The 18738-nt window shown below is 46.7% G+C and carries 15 protein-coding genes; 6 read left to right on the top strand and 9 right to left on the bottom strand.

Annotated elements, in window-relative coordinates:
* Nucleotides 1-69 precede the first annotated feature (69 nt).
* Nucleotides 70-630: a hypothetical protein gene (locus tag H6F74_RS17960; RefSeq protein WP_190443536.1), complete on the bottom strand. Its 561-nt coding sequence runs from the start codon at nucleotides 628-630 to the stop codon at nucleotides 70-72.
* Nucleotides 627-5126, bottom strand: a complete 4500-nt coding sequence (locus tag H6F74_RS17965; RefSeq protein ID WP_190443538.1) for a DUF4157 domain-containing protein — start codon at nucleotides 5124-5126, stop codon at nucleotides 627-629. The genes H6F74_RS17960 and H6F74_RS17965 overlap by 4 nt, the downstream gene beginning before the upstream one ends.
* A gap of 284 nt (nucleotides 5127-5410) precedes the next feature.
* On the opposite strand from H6F74_RS17965, the gene H6F74_RS17970 reads away from it, so the two are divergent.
* The 5 genes from H6F74_RS17970 to H6F74_RS17990 are packed head-to-tail and all read left to right on the top strand — an operon-like array spanning nucleotide 5411 to nucleotide 10483.
* Complete coding sequence (locus H6F74_RS17970) at nucleotides 5411-6061, top strand: sigma-70 family RNA polymerase sigma factor (protein WP_190443539.1); 651 nt, start codon at nucleotides 5411-5413, stop codon at nucleotides 6059-6061.
* Between the two features lie 40 nt (nucleotides 6062-6101).
* On the top strand, nucleotides 6102-7076 hold the full coding sequence (locus H6F74_RS17975; protein ID WP_190443542.1) for a DUF1822 family protein: 975 nt from the start codon (nucleotides 6102-6104) through the stop codon (nucleotides 7074-7076).
* 32 nt (nucleotides 7077-7108) lie between these two features.
* On the top strand, nucleotides 7109-9475 hold the full coding sequence (locus tag H6F74_RS17980) for a CHASE2 domain-containing protein (RefSeq protein ID WP_242022185.1): 2367 nt from the start codon (nucleotides 7109-7111) through the stop codon (nucleotides 9473-9475).
* A gap of 2 nt (nucleotides 9476-9477) precedes the next feature.
* Nucleotides 9478-10311, top strand: coding sequence for a DUF928 domain-containing protein (locus H6F74_RS17985; RefSeq protein WP_190443543.1), 834 nt, complete (start codon nucleotides 9478-9480; stop codon nucleotides 10309-10311).
* Nucleotides 10265-10483 carry a hypothetical protein gene (locus H6F74_RS17990; RefSeq protein WP_190443545.1) on the top strand — a complete coding sequence of 73 codons (219 nt, stop codon included), beginning with the start codon at nucleotides 10265-10267 and terminating at the stop codon, nucleotides 10481-10483. Before H6F74_RS17985 ends, H6F74_RS17990 begins: the two co-directional genes overlap by 47 nt.
* A 24-nt stretch (nucleotides 10484-10507) precedes the next feature.
* Here H6F74_RS17990 and H6F74_RS17995 read toward each other — a convergent pair whose 3' ends face one another.
* The 4 genes from H6F74_RS17995 to H6F74_RS18010 form a co-directional block, all read right to left on the bottom strand.
* Nucleotides 10508-11248, bottom strand: a complete 741-nt coding sequence (locus tag H6F74_RS17995; protein ID WP_190443547.1) for a TIGR04283 family arsenosugar biosynthesis glycosyltransferase — start codon at nucleotides 11246-11248, stop codon at nucleotides 10508-10510.
* A gap of 463 nt (nucleotides 11249-11711) precedes the next feature.
* Nucleotides 11712-12047 carry a carbon dioxide-concentrating mechanism protein CcmK gene (locus H6F74_RS18000; RefSeq protein WP_190443549.1) on the bottom strand — a complete coding sequence of 112 codons (336 nt, stop codon included), beginning with the start codon at nucleotides 12045-12047 and terminating at the stop codon, nucleotides 11712-11714.
* A 333-nt stretch (nucleotides 12048-12380) separates the two neighbouring features.
* On the bottom strand, nucleotides 12381-14132 hold the full coding sequence (locus H6F74_RS18005) for a diflavin flavoprotein (protein ID WP_190443551.1): 1752 nt from the start codon (nucleotides 14130-14132) through the stop codon (nucleotides 12381-12383).
* A 98-nt stretch (nucleotides 14133-14230) separates the two neighbouring features.
* Complete coding sequence (locus H6F74_RS18010) at nucleotides 14231-15949, bottom strand: diflavin flavoprotein (RefSeq protein ID WP_190443553.1); 1719 nt, start codon at nucleotides 15947-15949, stop codon at nucleotides 14231-14233.
* 114 nt (nucleotides 15950-16063) lie between these two features.
* On the opposite strand from H6F74_RS18010, the gene H6F74_RS18015 reads away from it, so the two are divergent.
* Nucleotides 16064-16804: a pantothenate kinase gene (locus H6F74_RS18015; protein WP_190443555.1), complete on the top strand. Its 741-nt coding sequence runs from the start codon at nucleotides 16064-16066 to the stop codon at nucleotides 16802-16804.
* Here H6F74_RS18015 and H6F74_RS18020 read toward each other — a convergent pair.
* From H6F74_RS18020 to bcp, 3 genes are all read right to left on the bottom strand, one after another.
* Entirely contained in the window at nucleotides 16798-17598 is an 801-nt protein-coding gene (locus tag H6F74_RS18020) for an alpha/beta hydrolase (protein WP_190443557.1), read from the bottom strand. The two genes, H6F74_RS18015 and H6F74_RS18020, sit on opposite strands and share 7 nt — an antisense overlap.
* A gap of 82 nt (nucleotides 17599-17680) precedes the next feature.
* Nucleotides 17681-18136 carry an NUDIX hydrolase gene (locus H6F74_RS18025; RefSeq protein WP_190443559.1) on the bottom strand — a complete coding sequence of 152 codons (456 nt, stop codon included), beginning with the start codon at nucleotides 18134-18136 and terminating at the stop codon, nucleotides 17681-17683.
* 116 nt (nucleotides 18137-18252) lie between these two features.
* Entirely contained in the window at nucleotides 18253-18708 is a 456-nt protein-coding gene (gene bcp, locus H6F74_RS18030) for a thioredoxin-dependent thiol peroxidase (protein WP_190443561.1), read from the bottom strand.
* Nucleotides 18709-18738: the final 30 nt, after the last annotated feature.

Here is an 18738-nt window from a genome sequence, read left to right on the forward strand (position 1 = left end):
CGAACTCCTTTACAATCGTGATGTTTCGACTATCAGAAATATAAGAGGCTGTCTCTAAGCTATTCTCAGTTAGTTTTTATACTTAGACGTCAGCTCTCGAAAGCGAGTTATCAACCAGTCAGCTAATGGAGAAGATTTGGGTTCAAGATCAGCCTTACTTTGACCAAATACGAGCGCTAAACCGTCTAGACTAGACTTAACTGCCTCACTCCATAGTTTATAATCTACTGGAAAATCTTCGTAATAACTGCCAACGAATTTTGCAACCTTTTCAAGATATTCTTCACTCTCGCTAGTACATAAGCGAGAAATTAGAAGTTCGGCATTTGGATTTCTCTTGATTTCGATACTCAAAAACTCACTCGCACGAATTTTCGCACTTAGGCTATTCTTTTCATCTAAAAGAGTATTTGCTAGCTCAAAAACTGCCACATCCAAAGGAATCCGATCTCTCTCGTTACCGAGAAATAAAACGTCATCAATTCTGAAGTCAATTCCGGCATCACACGAAATTAGTTCACTTTGTGGAAGCTTGATAGACCACTTAAGTTTACCGGGAACAGGAGGAATCAACAGCCATGTACAAGCATCTTCATACCACAAATAAAAATCTACAGAGAACTTTTTCACGGTTTCACTGCCTCAAGAACAATCCAAAAACTTTCACTTAAAGTATAAATACCATTATTAGCTAGTTCTTTTAATTTAGCGATTGCTTCATCATGAGATTTCCCTTTCTCTCTAAGGCTTAGATAATTATTAATTGCTTTAGGTTCCGATCTGTTCAGGTTGACGGCTTTAGGAGGACTATGGGTAGGATTGATATGTAAATATTCCTCTCCCGAATCAGAAACCTTCTTATCATACTGCCAAGATATACCTTCAGCACTAAAAGTTCCACTCCCTTTGGCAGTTGACTGATATACTTGACGTGCTGCTTCATTGACAGCATCTTGGCTAAAGTCTTCAAGGATAACAGTGTTATTTTCCTTAATGGGCGTATTTGATTTTCCAACCCCCTTCAATAGATGCCTTGATTTGGAGAATGATATTCTAATAGGTTCCTCGTCTGCCTTTTTTAAATTACTTTCTTCATTAGCTTTTTGAATAACATATTGATATTTCCAGCTTTGACCACCATCTATTACACTTATAGATTTAAATACTGCATGATTATCTTGAGTTATATTTGCGACTTTTTGAGCATCTTCTCGCTTTAGCTTGCCACTTTTAGCATATTTAGCTTCTTCTTGATGCAGCTTAAGAAGTCCTTTATCAACCTCTTTTTGTTTGTCAGGATCGCTAAGTTCAGTATCTTTATTGTCTTTGCTACCTTTATTCTTACCCTTAAAGAAACTCTTAGCCTTGTGAAGAACCTTGTCAATCGCTTTATCAATCCGATCGCGCACCTTCTTGACAATACCCTGCACCTTCTTCGCCAAGTCACCGACACCCAGCAACGAAGCTAAGAAGCCAATCACGACAGGCAACGACTTCGCCAGCGCATTCTCCACCAACTTCGCCGCACCACTAACAGCACCAGAAGCGATCGCAACCACTGCATCAGTAATCGCACCCACCAGTTCCACCACCTGGCTACCCTGATTAACGAAGAACATCACGATGTCATAAATCGCCATCGCCGCCTTCACAAATGCCGAAGCAGGATTCAACAAACCAATAATCCACTTCACCCCAGCCATAATTACCTGGGTGATCAGCATTCCCTTGATTTCCTGAATTACCGTCTCCTTCAAGTCGCCGAACTGCTCTTGGACGTGTTCCCACAGGGCCATCGGCCCTTGAGTGAGCATCTGGAATATCTCGACGGTTTTCTCCATACCAGCGACGATCGGCTCACCGAACATCTTCACTGCCTTGGAGCGGATATAATCCCAAGTCAGCCCTAGTATCTGCGTGACTAGACTAAAAATTCCCGGAAGACTTAAAATATCATCCGGCAACTGAAGACCCAGCGCTCCCATCGCGCCTGTCAGCCAGCCCAGCAGCCCCTTCTCAAGATGCTCTAGGATATTGTCCTTAAAGTTCTCAAAACCTTGCTTCAGCCCAGAAACCAGATTCCCCAAGAAACCAATGGGGTCTTTGATAATGTTCTCAACCGCACCCGCCGCTTTAGCCAACACGCCCATCAGCAGGTTCTTCAGCTCCACGATGGTCTTAATCGCTCCACCCACAGCATCCATCGCTGCGTCCATCCAAGTGCGATTGGATGCCTTCATCTCTTCTAGTTGGGCATCGAGTTGTTGGAGATTCTCGTTGTACTTCTGTGCCAAAGAATCAACCAACTCATTCTGCTTGTTATCGACACTACTCTCTAGCTCATCAAACTTACCTTGAATGTCCTGCGCTGCTTCCTGCCCCACTTGCCTGAGATTTTCCGGCAGCTTGAAGACATAATCATGGATTTGTTGTTTACCCTCAGTAATTTTTTGTTTAGCCTGGTTTAACTGCGTTGCAACATGGTTGGCAATGTCGTTGATGGTTTTGTTCATCTCTGCGAGATATAATTCCCGCCCTTGTTTGAAGAAGGCAGTCACCTCTGACGGCACGCCAAGCAATTTATCTTTTATCCAACGTCCAGCCCCAAACAAGCCGTCGTACCGTTCCTTGTAGTCTTCCATGTAGGGGGCCACAAAAGTCTCAAACTTTTGCTTAGCAGCAGCAGCACCCGCATCGAATTTACCGATGACCTCATTGTCCAAATTGTTGAGAATGGTTTCGACTTCTGACTTAGTTGTTTCGTAGAAACCATTAATCTTGGTGGCAACGTTAGCCCGTTCCTGCTCGTCCTTTGTTTTGGTTTCACCTTGAGAGCCAAGCACCTGAGCCAAAACCTGCTCTTTGCTGCCGTGCATTCCTTGCAGCTGCGTTTGCGCTGTCGTCTGTGCCTCGGCTTGCGCCTGCTTCAGTATTCCCTGCTCCTGCTGGCGATATTCTTGGGGCGCTGTAACGGCGTTGGTCTGGGCATCCTTCTTGGCTTTTAATGCCCCCTGAAATTGTGGCTCATTTGACGAAGCCAGTTGTTCTTCGGTGACATTCGCCTCAGTCATCTGCTGGTCGAGCGATTGACTACCCTCTTGCAAAGACACCTCAGATGCAGGCTTAGGCTTGGGTGCAGCCTTTTCTGCGCCAATATCAGACGGTGGGCTACCCGCCTTTTCGGGTGTTAGTGGCGTGACGGGTTTAGGCGCGATACCGCTAGTATCCGGCTGTTCCTTGGCTTTCTCTTCGATGGGGCCAGAAGCTTGCTTCTTCTCCTCTGTCACCTTCGACGACAATTCACCCTTTACAGAGTCGATTTTATTGTCGTTTTTGAAGTTGTCGGCTTCTTCAAGAGTTTGGGGAGTAACAGCAGCGATTTTCTGCATCAGTGCTGCTTTGAACGTAGCAGCGTTAAATTGACCAGGCTGCTGCTGGTTCATCTCCTGAACCTGCTTGTCCTGCGCTTTGCTTTCTACCTCGTTACCTGGAGGTACAGCAGCAGCTTGCGCCTCTGCTGATTTAGCCCCTGCTGGCTGATGCTGTTTTTGCTTTTGTGCGACACTCTTGGTGCGATTGGCGACTGCCTTAAAGCCAGGGTCGTTTTCGGGGGAAGTGGCAGAACTCTCCCCATCCATGCCGGAACCCGTAATCCCCGCACCGTCTGAAACTGCTTGCTTGATACCCTCTGGCGAAGCCACAGCAGCGCCGCCCTCATTGGAAGTGGTAGAACTGCCCCTATTTATACCCTCACTCGCGATCGCTCCACCGTCTGAAACTGCTTGCTTGATACCCTCTGGCGAAGCCAAAGCAGCGCCGCCCTCACTGGAAGTGGCAGGACTCCCTCCATCCATGCCCTCACTCGCGATCGCTCCAGCGTCTGAAACTGGTTGCTTGATACCCTCTGGCGAGGCCACAGAAGCGCCGCCCTCACTGGAAGTGGCAGGACTCCCCCCATCCATGCCCTCACTCGCGATCGCTCCACCGTCTGAAGCTGCTTGCTTGATACCCTCTGGTGAGGCCACAGCAGCGCCGCCCTCACTACTTCCGGCTGGTATCGATGGCGCACCAGCACCGCCACCTGCTGGTTTCTCGATAGTCTTAGCTGGTGTTGCAATGCTCTTAGCCTGTTGCCCTGCTAGTGTTACATCAGTCATAGGTGAGGAAGGGGCAGCCTGCGGCGCTGGTTCGGCTTCTTTACCTACTGCTGGTTCTTGCCGATTCTCCTTCAGATGTATCGATGGTTGGCTGAAGTCTACTTTGGCTTGCCGTTTGTTTCCCTTGTGCGGCTGGTTGCTGAAAGTCTTAACCGGAAGCCCACCACCCTGCTGAATAGTGTGAGTCAACTCATGCGCCGTTAACTCATCCTTACCAGGAGATTTCCCTTCGGCAAAGTAAATATTGCTACCGTGAGCAAACGCCTGCGCCCCTAACTCCTTATTCATCTGGATAGCATTGCTATCGGTATGCGTCCGCACAGAACTAAAATCGGCTCCAAAGCGCGGCTCCATAAACGATCGCACTTCCTCCGATAACGGGCTACCTCCACTTTTACTACTGGACAGACGGCTCTCTAAGTGGCGGCTCGCGTCATTGCTGGCAGTTATTGACCGTTGCAGCAAGGAGTTGGTTTGAATCGGTTGTTGCTGCTGGCGTTTATCGGGAGCGGTGATTCTTTTGATTAAGGCACTTGGTTCAGGAAATGCGGCTTGTGTCTGGGAGGAACGCTGAATGTTGCGATCGCTAGCCTTCCCGAAAAGCTTGCTTTGTACCTGTGGGACAGCAGGTTCCGGCATTGCCATCACTTGCGCTGCCATAGAGTCAGCTTCCTGCTCGTATTTATCCCCCGGTTTGCCAATGACCAGTTTCGGCTGCACAACGGGCGGTGCGCCGGATACCTTCACCCGGCTGAAGTCAAAACCGCAGCGTCTTTCTGTCTCCAGTTGGGATAAGTCTGGTGGTGGTGGCGGGTCGGGCGATTGCTGTGGTGTGGCGACACCCGATGATGCTGTCGTCTGTGTGGTTTCTGCAAACGGGCGCGATCGCATCAACTCAGGCTGGGCCTCCCTGGCAGGGGGAAGTGGTGTTGATGCAGCTTTGCTCTGGGGTGGCGCTATTTCACTCATGGGTTTTGTCCTTGAGGTACTGACGCGATCGCGCCAATATTACATCCAAGTATGGTTTTCTCTTCCCTTTGGTAGATACCCTCTCCGCCTTTCACCACTTTCACTACTTAAAAAACTTTTGGCATCTCTATAAGGATATATTTTTCAGAGGATTGTGGCAGAATAACACAACTTTTAAGCTGTCAACTTTTTAATAAACAAAAAGAAACGCAACACCCATTGTCTAAAATTAATGAGTTTCCCAACTAAATCGGTGATGTATTAACCGCAGGAGCGATCGCTCTATGGATGAACTAGACGAACAGCTGCGAACCTTGGCCAAACAAGCCTGTGAACATCCTCCAGGTAGCCCAGAACGCCAGAAAAACTTAACGAAAGTCATTCGCCTAGCTACAAAAAAGCTTTGGAAAGAACATACACCTTACTATGAAGATGCTCTGCAACAAACATGGGTATATTTTTGCCACAATATCTGCGAAGCAACTACAGGGCAAGTGTATGACCCCACCAAGGGCAGTGTCGTCACTTGGCTAAATACCTATCTAAAGCGGCGACTGCAAGATTTTTACATAGATACTCAAAAGCAGCAAGCCAGAACAGCTCCGGGTCAGATAAAATCAGCCAGATCCGGCGAAACTAACGATATTATTGACCCAGTAGACATCTTGGAAGCCGAGCCGGATGTTCCTCCCATGCTGGACGATGTAAGAACATGGGCAGAGGCAGATTCCACAGGCGAACTGCGCCGCATTTGCATAGAAGGTTATCCTAAAATTACTGCCCAAATCTTAATATTGCGGCGTTTGCCCCCAGAAGCAAGCTGGAAAAAGCTTTCAGCAGAATTTGGTCTACCAGTTTCGACATTGAGTAGTTTTTACCAACGCCGGTGCATTCCTCGGTTGCGTAAATTTGGCGAATCGGAGGGATATATATGAAGGAGGGTTACAAATATGAGTTACATCAAAAAATAATATTATGAGTTACACCACTAATGAGAGAGAATTTGCTCTACCTCTGCCTATAACCCAAGCAGCACGTAGAACAGCGCAGCAGTTTGCTAATTCTATGCCAACACCTGATAAAGCAAAGCAAGTTCGTTTGAACACGCTAGCTGTGTGTGTGGTGAATGACTACTTACAGATGATGGGGATTTCTTGCGATCCAACAGCCAGCGATAGTTGGAACCCAGTTGTCAGAATGTGCGCTGATGTGGCAGATTTAGACGTGACAGGGGTAGGTCGCTTGGAATGTCGTCCGCTATCAATGCGATCGCTTACTTGCGATATTCCCCCGGAAGTTTGGTCAGACCGAATTGGCTATGTAGTAGTTGAGATAGATGAATCATTGCACTCAGCATCTGTGCTGGGATTTACCGAAACCGCAGATGTAGAGGAGTTACCTGTTAGCCAACTCCGACCAGTGGAAGATTTAATCGATCGCTTAAGTCAACTGGCGCAACCCTCCGCCGCACCTGCTTCTGGCAAGATGGTGAAATTGAGCCAGTGGCTTCAGAATATTATTGATGCAGGTTGGGAAACGGTGGAATCTGTCTTACACCCACAACAATCAACTTTAGCCTTTAGTTTTAGAAGTAGGGAGATTGCAGTAACTACCCAAGACGATCTAGATACTGGCATTAGACGAGCTAAGATGATTGACTTGGGGATGCAGTTAGCGGGGAATGCGATCGCGCTAGTTGTAGAACTCAGTCCAGAATCCGAACAAAGATATAATATCCTCGTCCAGTTGCATCCTGCTGGCTCCTCAATTTATCTACCGCCATCAGTGCAACTGGTGATACTCGATGAATCTAAAGCAATTTTTTTAGAAGCAGAAGCTAGAAGTGCCGATAATTACATCCAATTAGAGTTTAGCGGAGAACCGGGCGAAAGGTTTAGCATTAAGGTAGCTCTGGGTGATGCGACGCAAGAGGAAAATTTTGTTATTTAGCTTAATGGCTAATTCTTCATTAGCCGTTAGCAATGAACAATGAACAATTAGCAATGAGCAAGTTAGTTGTCCTTAAGTTAGGGGATGGTAGCTTTGATAATGGATTTCCAGTCACATTGCAGATTGGAGACGATGGATCTCGCCCATTTACTGAAATCATCGGCAAGTTACCTCCAGCACCAGAAATTCCTCAACATTACAATATCTGGAGATTAGCTTATCGTCGCTTGGGAGCTAATTATAGGTTAGAAGCCAAACCCGGACAACTGACCAATGTTTCCAAGATTGAGGACTGCACTCTGGCGGCAAATGTGTTGCGCCTCCGCTTGAATCTTTGGCTGAATTCCGAGTCATTTCGTGAGATTAGAGAGAAACTGTTAGAACAATTGATGCCCTCCGACAAAGTAAGGGTGATCGTTCAAACTGAAGACTTATGCTTGCGGAGATTACCCTGGCATCTCTGGGATTTATGCGATCGCTACCCCAAAGCAGAAATTGCCTTAAGTGCGCCCGCCTACGAACGTGTAGAACACCAATCGCCACCCAAAAACGGAGTCAAAATTTTAGCAATTATCGGTAATAGTGCTGGAATTAATACCCAGGCAGATCGCAGATTATTAGAACATATACCCAACGTTCAAATTACCTTTCTTGTAGAACCGCAACCCGAAGAACTAACCGAACAGCTTTGGAAACAAGGCTGGGACATTCTCTTTTTCGCCGGACATAGTTGCAGTCAAGGCGATGGGGAAACAGGTCGAATGTATATTAATCAAACTGATAGTTTAACAATTGACCAACTAAAATATGCCTTAAAAAAAGCTACTTGTAGTGGCTTAAAAATTGCTATATTCAATTCTTGTGATGGATTAGGATTAGCACGAAATCTGGCATCATTGCAAATTCCGCAAATTATTGTAATGCGGGAACCAGTGCCAGACGTAGTAGCACAAGAATTTTTGAAATCTTTTATAGAAGCCTTTGCCCGTGGTGAATCATTCTATTTAGCAGTCCGGGAAGCACGGGAAAGATTGCAAGGACTAGAGGCAAAATTTCCTTGCGCTACCTGGTTGCCGCTAATTTGTCAAAATCCCGCTTTTGTGCCTCCTACTTGGGAAGAACTGTGCGGTCAAAACAAATCTGTTAAATCGAATTCCCAAATCTTAATAAACCTCCGTGCAGCATTTCTTACCAGCATCGTAGTAACCTTATCCATAATGGGAATTCGGTATTTGGGAATACTTCAGAAATTAGAACTAAAAGCTTATGACCAAATACTGCGGCTGCAACCACAAGAAAAATCAGATCCGCGCCTGTTAATAGTCACAGTTACAGAAGCAGATATTCAAGCTCAAGATCCAGCAAAAAGACGCGGTTCGTCTGTATCAGATGTCGCACTCAATAAACTTTTGCAAAAACTATCCGAGTATCAACCGCGAGCAATTGGCTTAGATATTTATCGCGATTTTCCTGTAGATTCAACTCAAAAAGATTTAGCAAATCGTTTGGAGAAAAACGAGCGCTTGATAGCAATTTGCAAAGTTAGTGCGCCAGAAGTTGCTAACTTTGGAATTAAACCTCCGCCGGAAATTCCCCAAGAACGTTTAGGTTTTAGTGACTTTATAGTTGACGATGATGGCGTTGTCCGTCGCCATCTATTAATTATGAGTCCAGACCCGGCATCGCCGTGTACTACACCCTACGCTTTAAGCGTACAATTAGCATTCCGTTACCTGGACGCAGAAGGCATCTCGCCTAAATTTACCCCAAAAGGAAACTTACAGATCGGGAATGTTGTTTTCAAGCCCTTAGAACCCCATACTGGCGGCTACCAACAAGTAGATGCTTGGGGGCATCAAGTGCTACTTAATTATCGCTCGCACCGCTCCCCCCAAGATATTGCCAAACAAGTCACGCTTACAGATGTCCTTAAGGGTCAGATAGATCCCAATTCAGTCAAAGATCGAATCGTGCTAATCGGTACTACCGCCCAAAGTTTTCCTGATGAATGGGCAACACCTTATAGTACAGGTCAGTGGTATGAGGGGAAAATGCCGGGAGTGCTGGTTCACGCGCAGATGGTGAGTCAAATCCTCAGCGCTGTTCTAGATAAGCGAAGTTTATTATGGGTTTTGCCCCACTGGGGTGAAGTTTTGTGGATCTGGGGTTGGTCTGCAATTGGTGGAGTGCTGGCTTGGCGTATAAGGTTGGGACTAAATTTGGCGATCGCGATTGCGATCGCGATCGCGTGTTTATGCGGATTATGCTTTGCTTTGTTGGTAGAAACCACTTGTTGGTTGCCACTCGTTCCCCCAGCCTTAGCCTTGGTTGCAACGAGTGCAAGTGTGGCATACACAACATCTAAAACTCGACAACAGCAAAATACATCTAAATTTTAGTCATGAATCGCTTACAATTACCCCGCCAAAAACTAATACTGACGAGCGCATTTGCTCTTTTTTTCGTCAGCAATACCTTCTACATTACGCACTCATCAGCACAACCTCCGGTAAGATCATTAATTTCAGCAGTGCGCTTCGTCCCGCCCACAGTACCACCAGAAGGACAGCGAGACGCGCCCAAAGGACGACCGCGAGGTGGGGGAACTCGTGGCGGCGACAGCCTATCTCTGACTGCCTTGGTGCCTGTCACAGAAGAAACTTTGGCGGCTCGAAAAGCCGGAAACCAAGGTAGACTTTCAAACGAGAAATCTGTTGTAGCATTAACAGTTGCTGAATATCCCGCTTTGTGGTTTTACGTTCCTTTTGCCTTAAGTAGCGATCGCCCGATAACGTTTGTGTTACAGGAATATCACGGGAAAGAGCATCAGGGTAAAGAAATTTACAAAACCACTTTCAGCGCCTCCCAAACCCAACCCGGTTTGGTAAAATTCCGTCTTCCAGCGAATGCAGCACCTTTAGAAATTGGCAAAATGTACCATTGGTTCTTGGCAATTTCTAGTGATGCGGAGGAATCTGTCTATGTTGACGGGTTTATTCAAAGGATTGCACCTCCTGAGATGGCAACTGAGTTACAGCAAAGTACGCCACGCGATCGCGCGGCGCTTTATGCTGCTAATGGCATTTGGCATGATGCGTTAGATATACTCGCCCAACTCCGCAGTGCTAATCCCCAAGATGCCAAGCTGACCACTGACTGGGAAAATCTATTTAAGGCTATTGGTTTAAATGCGATCGCTAAAGAACCCATCGTTCAATGTTGTACGCCAAATTGAGGGGATTGGGGATTGGGGATTGGGGATTGGGGATTGGGAATTGGGGATTGGGGATTGGGGATTGGGGATTGGGGATTGGGAATTGGGAATTGGGGATTGGGGATTGGGGATTGGGGATTGGGGATTGGGCGGACTCTTACCCAGTCGCTACTCCCTAGCCCCCAGTCCCTAGTCCCCAGCCCCCAGTCCCCTAAAATTACCGAATATCCTCATAGAATTTCTTCAGGTATGTTCCAGAAACACCAAATCCCCAGAGAAAGCCGATATAAAGATATATAGCTGTAGCCTTGAGCGACCCCCATTTTGCCACGCGGCGATCGCTACTTTGCACAACTCGGTTTACTTGACGAATTTTGCCGCGTTGCACCAGCTTTAGGCACAAGTCAGCTTCTTCTAAAATGGGTATGGCAGGATCAAACCCACCAGATTCTAAAAAATCAGTGTGACGACAAAACATCACCTGATCGCCAAATAATAATCGCAACCCTTTAAAAAACAAATGCGGTCGAAAAATTAGCGGCGCGTAGTAAGTTTTAAGGTAATTGTGCAGGGAAACTCCCCAACGTGTTGTTTGTTCGCCTGTCATCAGGGAAATAAACCCACCGCCAGCAACAGTTTTGTCTGCTAAAGTTTGTTCAATTACTGCTACCAGATCATCTGGTACAGAGGTATCTGCGTGTAGAAAGCAAAGAATATCCCCCGTTGCGGCTGCTGCGCCTTGGTTCATCTGCACCGAACGCCCGCGCGTGTCGGATGAGATGACACGTATTGTAGATGAACTGAAGCGCTGCGCGATCGCAACTGTCTCATCTTCACTCCCGCCATCGACTATCAGCACTTCCTTTGCAGTCGGTTCCAATACACTCAACTGGCGCAAAGTGCGTTCCAAACACTTCGCCTCATTCAGAGTAGGAATAATAATCGAGACGCGAGACATCACCTAGCCCGGAAAGAATAATTTTACTGAGACTTTCCCCCCTTTTTAAGGGGGGTTGGGGGGATCAAAACCTTAATACAACAAGCGCTAGATTCCCCCTTGACCCCCCATTTAGGGAAAGAATACTTTATATGTGGGCGTTCATTCAAAGTTATACAGATGCGATCGCATTCGCTTGCCGTCTTTGTTGAGCCAATTCTACCAGACGACGAATCCGCTCCTCAGTCCGCGGGTGACTACGAAAAAGAAACTGCACTCTCACTTTTTCGTCGTGTAGCTTTCACTTTCTCGTCCCCAGTCTCTGACTGGGGATGCTTATTGGGAAGTTCTTTTGCCTCAATGAATAAGAAAGCTCTCAAATTGAGACACCGCGCTTACGCGCCGCTTCGCTAACAAAAACAAGCATTCCCAGCCAGAGACTGGGAACGAGGAAAAAAGAGGAAAAGCCTAACCTACAATTTTTCTACCTGCGGATTATCGGCTGTTCAACAGCGTCTCGGTACTGTTGAACTTCTTCGGTGTAGGCGATGGGCAAAACGCATTCGACGTTTTCATGGGGACGGGGAATGATCACCCAAGATTCCAGCGCCCCACCATGAACCTTCTCTATTGCCGCAATACCAGCCTCCATAGAGGTTTTAACCTCAGAAACATCCCCGCGAATGTTGACTGTAAAGCGAGCGCTACCGACTCTTATATAGCCAACTAGGGTGACTCGTCCAGCTTTAACCATTGCATCTGCCGCTGCTAGTACAGCAGGAAAACCTTTGGTTTCTATCGATCCAACTGCCTGTGGCATTGGCAATCTCCTAACTATGAATTAATGAAATTATCTGGCGTAAGTATTAATTGTACGAATTTTCGCTTCACCTTTTGACGGAAACGCCCATTTTCTTTGCTTTCCAGCCTTTGGACTAGCATTTTGTGGGCATTTCCTAGTCTAAATTAAGATACCGTTTTTGACTAATTTCAAGCCCTGCACCTAGCGGGGCGCTGGTTAAGTTTAAAAGAAATCAACACCAGCAGATGCACCATAGACAAGAACAGTTACATTAAATACCTGCCTTGATTAAGACCATTAACCGGGTTTGATTTGGTTGGCGTTCTCCAGGCCTAGGCCTGGAGAACGAGTTTAATAATGGCTTCCAGATTTGCGGTGATGCACTGCTGTAACGCCTTCTTGCTGTAGCAGCTTGCCATTTTCTACTACGGAGTAGATTAACCAGTGGTCGCCACATTCCATCCGGTTGCTGACGGAACATTCCAGATAGGCGAGAGCATCGCTGAGAATAGGACAACCATTTTCCGATTCTTGCGTGGCGACACCAGCAAATCTGTCTTCACCGGGGCCAAAAGGTTTAAGAAAATGCTTCATTAAACCCAGATGTTTGCCTTCTGGCAAGATATTTAACACAAAGTTTCCGCCAGAGTGCATTAGCGATTCTATAGCTCGGTCTTTGGCGACAGCAACAGTTAAACCAGGTGGGTTGAAGGTTGCTTGGGAAACCCATGAAGCTAACATTGCTCCACTGAGTTCGCCTTGTTTGGTGGTGACGACACAAACAGAACCAACCAAACGCCCTACTGCTTGTTCAATTCGAGCAGTTTGCGAGTCACTGGTTTGCTGTTTGGGTACTCTTGCTTTTTTAGCTTTTTTCAAAGCTTGAGCAAAGTCTGTACCAACTTCTTCGCAGTATTTGAGCGTTACATCTGTGGGTTTAAATTTGACGCGGATGGGGTCGAAGCCAAATTGATAACCAGCATCTTTTAATTTGCCTTCAATTAAATCAATTGCTTCGCCACTCCAACCAAAGGAACCAAAAACACCAGCGAGTTGAGTTTTGGTAGCGGTGGATAGGACAATTCCCAGTGCAGTTTGAATCGGGGTGGGAGCATGACCGCCGAGGGTGGGAGAACCCATGATAAACCCGGCGGATTTTTCCACAGCTTCTTGAATTTCAGCGGGTTCGGCAAATTCGCAGTTGATAGATTCGACAGCAACACCAGCTTTAGTGATACCAGTAGCGATCGCTTGCGCTACTGTCGCCGTATTCCCATAAGCTGAAGCATAGATTAGCGCTACGCTCGTTTCAGTAGCTCTTTGCTTCTCGCTCCATTGTCGATATGCCTGAGTCAGGGGGATCAAACTGTAGCGTACCAAAGGGCCATGACCAGTAGCATAGAGTCTGGCGGGAAAATCTCTTAGTTTATCCAGTGCTGTCTCCACATGACGAGCGTGGGGAGCCATGAGAGAATCGAAATAGTAGCGTCGATCCTCGCTAAACACCGTCCACCCTTCGTCAAACACTTGATCGCCGCAAATGTGCGCCCCGAATAGCTTATCTGTGTACAGAATTTCCGTTTGCGGGTCGTGCGTGCAAAGCTCATCAGGCCAACGGGGGCTAGGCGTGGGGATAAATTGTAAGTGATGACCATTGCCTAAATCTAGGGTTTCTTCCCCCCGCATCACGGCAATTTTTAAACCGTGTTCTTGCAAGGTGTCATTGAAGGTATTTTTGAACAATTCCCGTAAAAGTTTCGCCCCAGGATTTGAACAAACAAACGTAATCTGAGGAGCTAGTTTTAGTAAAGCATTCAGGGTGACTAAGCGGTTGGGATTAACGTGTCCCAAAATTACATAATCCAGCTTTTTAACATCAATTCGCTGTTGCAAAGCTGAGAGAAAAATTTCTGTAAACGATTCTCCCGGCGGGTCAAAAAGCGCTGTTTTATCCGCTTGAATCAAATAGGAATTAGCTGTTGTGCCTCGTTGTAAGGCATATTCTACTTCAAACTTGAGTCTTTCCCAAGTGCGCGATCGCAACACGGTTGTATCTGCACCAATCGGGAGAACTTGAACATCGCGGGGTTTGGTGGTTGTCATGGGTTATGAGTTAAACGCAAAGGTTCGCAAAGGTTTACGCAAAGGTACGCAAAGAGATCCTCTGCGAACCTCTGCGATTACCTTGGCGTTCCTTTGCGTTAATAATAATTTCCGACTTTGCGATGGTGAACTGCTGTGAGTGCGTCGGGTTTGGAAACTCGACCAGATTGCACGGTGCTGTACACTATCCAGTGATCGCTACAATCCATGCGGCTTGCAACTTCGCATTCCATATAGGCTAATGCGTCCGTGAGAATTGGGGAACCGTTCTCGGCTGGTTGGGTTTTTATCCCCGCAAAGCGATCTGCACCGGGTGGGAAACGCTTGAGAAAGTGTTTCATTAGTCCCTGGTAGTTGCCTTCTTCTAAGACGTTGAGAACGAAGCGATCGCCTACTTGCATCAATGACTCAATAGCACGATCTTTGGCTACGGCAATTGTAAAGCCGAGTGGTTGGAAACTGGCTTGAGAAACCCAAGATGCCAGCATCGCCCCTGTTACTTCACTTTTTTTGGCGGTGATGATGTATAAACCACCGCTAATGCGTCCCAGTGCTTTTTCGAGGTCGTTATCGAGGGATTTTTTCTGCTTGATGTTGCGATCGCGTGTTAGTAATTGTCCTAAGTCTGTACCCGCTTCTTCGCACAGCTGGTAGGTGAGTTCGTTGGGTGTGTCTTTAATCCGAATCGCGGGAAAGGCTACTGTTAAGCCCAATTCTCTAAATTTACTCACTAGCGGATCGACTGGTTCATCATCTCCGCCGTAAGACTCGAAAATCCCGACAGTTTGTTTATCTTTGGCGGCTGCTAAAACTGTACCAATAGCGGTTTGGGCGGTGGCGGATGCGGCTGGGGGTGTAGCAATAACTAAGCCAGAGGAACGTCCCACCAGTTCTTGCACTTCCTGCGGATCGGCTGATTTTAAATCTACCATCTCGACTGCGACACCAGTTTTGGTGATGCCTTTGGCAAGAGATTGGGAGAGGCGATCGCTATATCCGTAATCGGAGACGTAAAATACAGCTACGGTGGTTTCGCCTTTGGTTTGCGCTTGACTCCACTGGCGATAACGTCTGGTCAGTTCTACAACATTATGGTGTAATAATGGGCCGTGTCCGGTGGCAATGGTGCTAATTTCCGGCAGTTCTCCCATCCGCTTTAGGGCAGATAGCACCGAACGGGCATTGGGAGCCATTAAACATTCGTAGTAAAACTGATAGTCGGCTTCGATGGCTGCTAAGTCTTCGTCAAAGGTGCTATCTGAACAATAGTGCATCCCAAACGCATCGCAGGTATAAAGGGTTTGGGTTTTGTGGTCGAATGTGAATATGGTGTCAGGCCAGTGCAAGTTGGGCGCGATGACGAATTCTAGTTCGTGTCCGTTGCCTAAGTCTAGCTTGTCTCCATTTTTGACGATGCGCCGTTCAAATGGCTGATGGATGAAATCTTCTAAAAATTGAATTGCGACTTTTGAACCGACGACGGTTGCTTGGGGTGCCAATGCCAACACATCTTTGACTAATCCGCTATGATCTGGCTCTGTGTGGCTGATAATTAGGTAATCAATTTCTTTGGGATCGATGATACCTGTCAGGGTGTCGAGATACAGTTGCCGGAATTTTTCGTGGGAGGTGTCAACTAAGGCTGTTTTCTCGCCGCGAATTATGAATGAATTGTAGGTGGTGCCGTTTTGCAGTCCAAATTCTATGTCGAAGCGATCGCGATCCCAGTCAAGCGATCGTATCGTTGTCGTATCGGCTGTGATTTCTTCTGTCTGTATGGTTAACCGCTTTTGGGTTCGGTCTGTGAGTAATACCATTCTCTGACCTCCTTATAAATAACCCATAGGTATTTTTTCTTCTTTCATTTTGACACGAGCCGCGTTGTAACGTTTTATTAAAAAACCTATGAGTGAGCTAAGAAATATCAATACGTGGAACCGCAAAGACGCAAAGAGAAGAATTGGCTAGGTTTGATGATTGGAAATTCACGGCTGCACTGGGCGCAGTTTGCGGGAAAGACGCTTGAGAAAGCTTGGGATACTGACCATCTATCGACAATTCCCGATTCCCAATTCCCAATTCCCAATTCCCAATCAATTTATCTGGCTTCGGTGGTTCCAGCGCAAACCGCACTTTGGCAAGCTTACACCGATGTTCGCGTGATTACGTTGGATCAATTGCCCCTAGAGGGAGTTTATCCCACATTGGGAATTGATAGAGCTTTAGCTGTGTTGGGTGCTGGTGAGGTTTGGGGTTTGCCAGTGTTGGTTATTGATGCTGGAACTGCGTTAACTTTCACGGGTGCGGATGCTAATCGTCGGCTGATAGGTGGGGCAATTTTGCCAGGTTTGAGGTTGCAGCTAAATTCTCTGGCTCAAAAAACTGCCGCCTTGCCAAAAATTGAATTACCTGATAGATTAGCGCCCCGTTTTGCTCGGAATACACCCCAGGCGATTCAGAGTGGTGTGATTTACACCGTGTTGGCTGGGATAAAAGACTTTATCCAAGCTTGGGAGCAGGATTTCCCAGAAAGTAAGATTATTTTAACTGGAGGCGATCGCGCAATTCTCCTCTCCTACCTCCAAACCCAATTTCCAGAAATAGGGAATCATGTAATTACTGACCCCAATATAATTTTTTTAGGAATGCGGCCAGTAGTCAGTAGCTACTGACTACTAACAAAAGCTCGAATATACTGAGCTACCACATCTGGCAATGCTTGCGGCAAATCATGTCCAGCATTGCTGATGATTTCCAGTTGAGCTTGTGGGGATAAATCAGCGTAGGCTTGACTTTGGGCGATGCGATCGCGTGAATCTTGTCCGCCTTGCAAAACCAAAACTGGAATTTTCAGCCAATCCAATCGTTCCTTCAATAATTCTGCTTGAATTTCAGCGCGGCGGCGTTGATACAACAACTTAGCAGCAGTGGGAGACTGTAACGGCTGTTGCTGCCTTTGGGTATTTTTCCCGGTTTTCTTGTGCCTACCCAGCCGACTTGTGAGACGAGAAAGCGATCGCATACACCAAGATACCGCCCTCGACAACTTCGTTAACAACGGCGGAGTTATCTTATATTTCTCAGCTTCCACCCCAAAAGGCGCTACCAGCACCAAGCCGCGAACCTGCTCTAAATATTTCAGCGCAAAGCTTGCCGCAATCCATCCGCCCAGCGAGTGACCAACTAAATAAACCTCTCGCTGTCTCAACGCCTCCAATAAATCAGCTAGGCATTCAACCTCTAAATCAATCGAGTAGTGGATGTTAGGGCGTTCTGACTCACCAAAACCCAATAAATCCGGCGCGAAGCAGTGGTAATCTTCACTCAAATGCTCGATGACCGATAGCCATTGACTGCTATCGTCAGCTGAGCCGTGTAAAAACACAATTGCCGTCCCTTGACCGACTTCATGCCAGAAGATTTGTCCTTGAGACAGTTTAATTCGAGAATTGCGTAACGGTATCATCCTATTTAGATTTTAGATTTTAGATATTAGATTTGGGATAGATTTAAAATCCGAAATCCCAAATCCCAAATCTAAAATTCTGTTAAGCGAGGGTTGTTAAGCCGTTCAAGTAGTCCTGTAACTGCTTATCGTGGTCATGGGAGAGTTTCCCTTCTGGCAAACTCTCCTTAGAGAAAGCTTGTACTTCACTAACTTCCAGCGTATCCTGAACCTGCATCGATCCCTGAACTTCTGCTTCAACTGCTACACAAATCGAATGAAGTCTGGGATCGCGGTCTGGTGCTGAATATACCCCAACTAAGCGGCGAATTTTCACTAACTCTAGTCCGGTTTCTTCAGTCAACTCTCGGCCTGCGGCTGTAGCAATGTCTTCACCCCAATCGACAATACCCCCAGGTAAACCCCATTGTCCCGTGTCTCGCCGCCGAATGAACACAATCCGACCATCCGGTAAAATCGGGATGATGGTGGTGCCGATGATGGGATGGCGGAAGATGATCCCCAGCACTGTTTGAACAAATCGCCATGACCGACGCATTGGTTAAGTTCTTAGCTTTGTTTATTGAGTTAGGGACAAGCAAAAAGCCTGAAAAGTTTCAAAGTACATAGATCCGGTTAATCAAATGAGTTGCCCCTAAGTGGTAATTTTTGATGCTATAGCTGTGCCAGAATTTCCGCTGCGTGAGATTCCGGTTTGACTTTGAGATAAGTCTTCTCAATCGTACCATCTGGACTAATTACAAAGGTGCTGCGCTCAATTCCCATAAATTCTTTGCCCATGAATTTTTTGAGCTTGTAGCACCCGTAAACGGTAGCAACTTTCCCTTCTGGGTCACATAGCAACAAAAAAGGTAGCTTCAGCTTGGTGGCAAATTTGGTATGAGATTTAGCATCGTCTGTACTGATGCCCAGAACTACAATATCGCGTTCCTGGTAGTCTGAGTAAGCGTCTCGAAAGCCGCAAGCTTCTTTAGTGCAGCCGGGAGTATTATCGCGGGGATAAAAATATAGCACGACTCGCCGCCCTCGGAAGTCTGAAAGATGTATCAGGTTGCCCATGCTATCCGACAAGTGAAAGTCAGGAGCAATATCACCAGGTTTGAGTGTCATTAACGTTGTTTAGTTGGCTGCGTGCAGACT

Origin of the sequence: Trichocoleus sp. FACHB-90 (assembly GCF_014695505.1) — a bacterium.
Classification (GTDB): domain Bacteria; phylum Cyanobacteriota; class Cyanobacteriia; order Cyanobacteriales; family FACHB-T130; genus Funiculus; species Funiculus sociatus.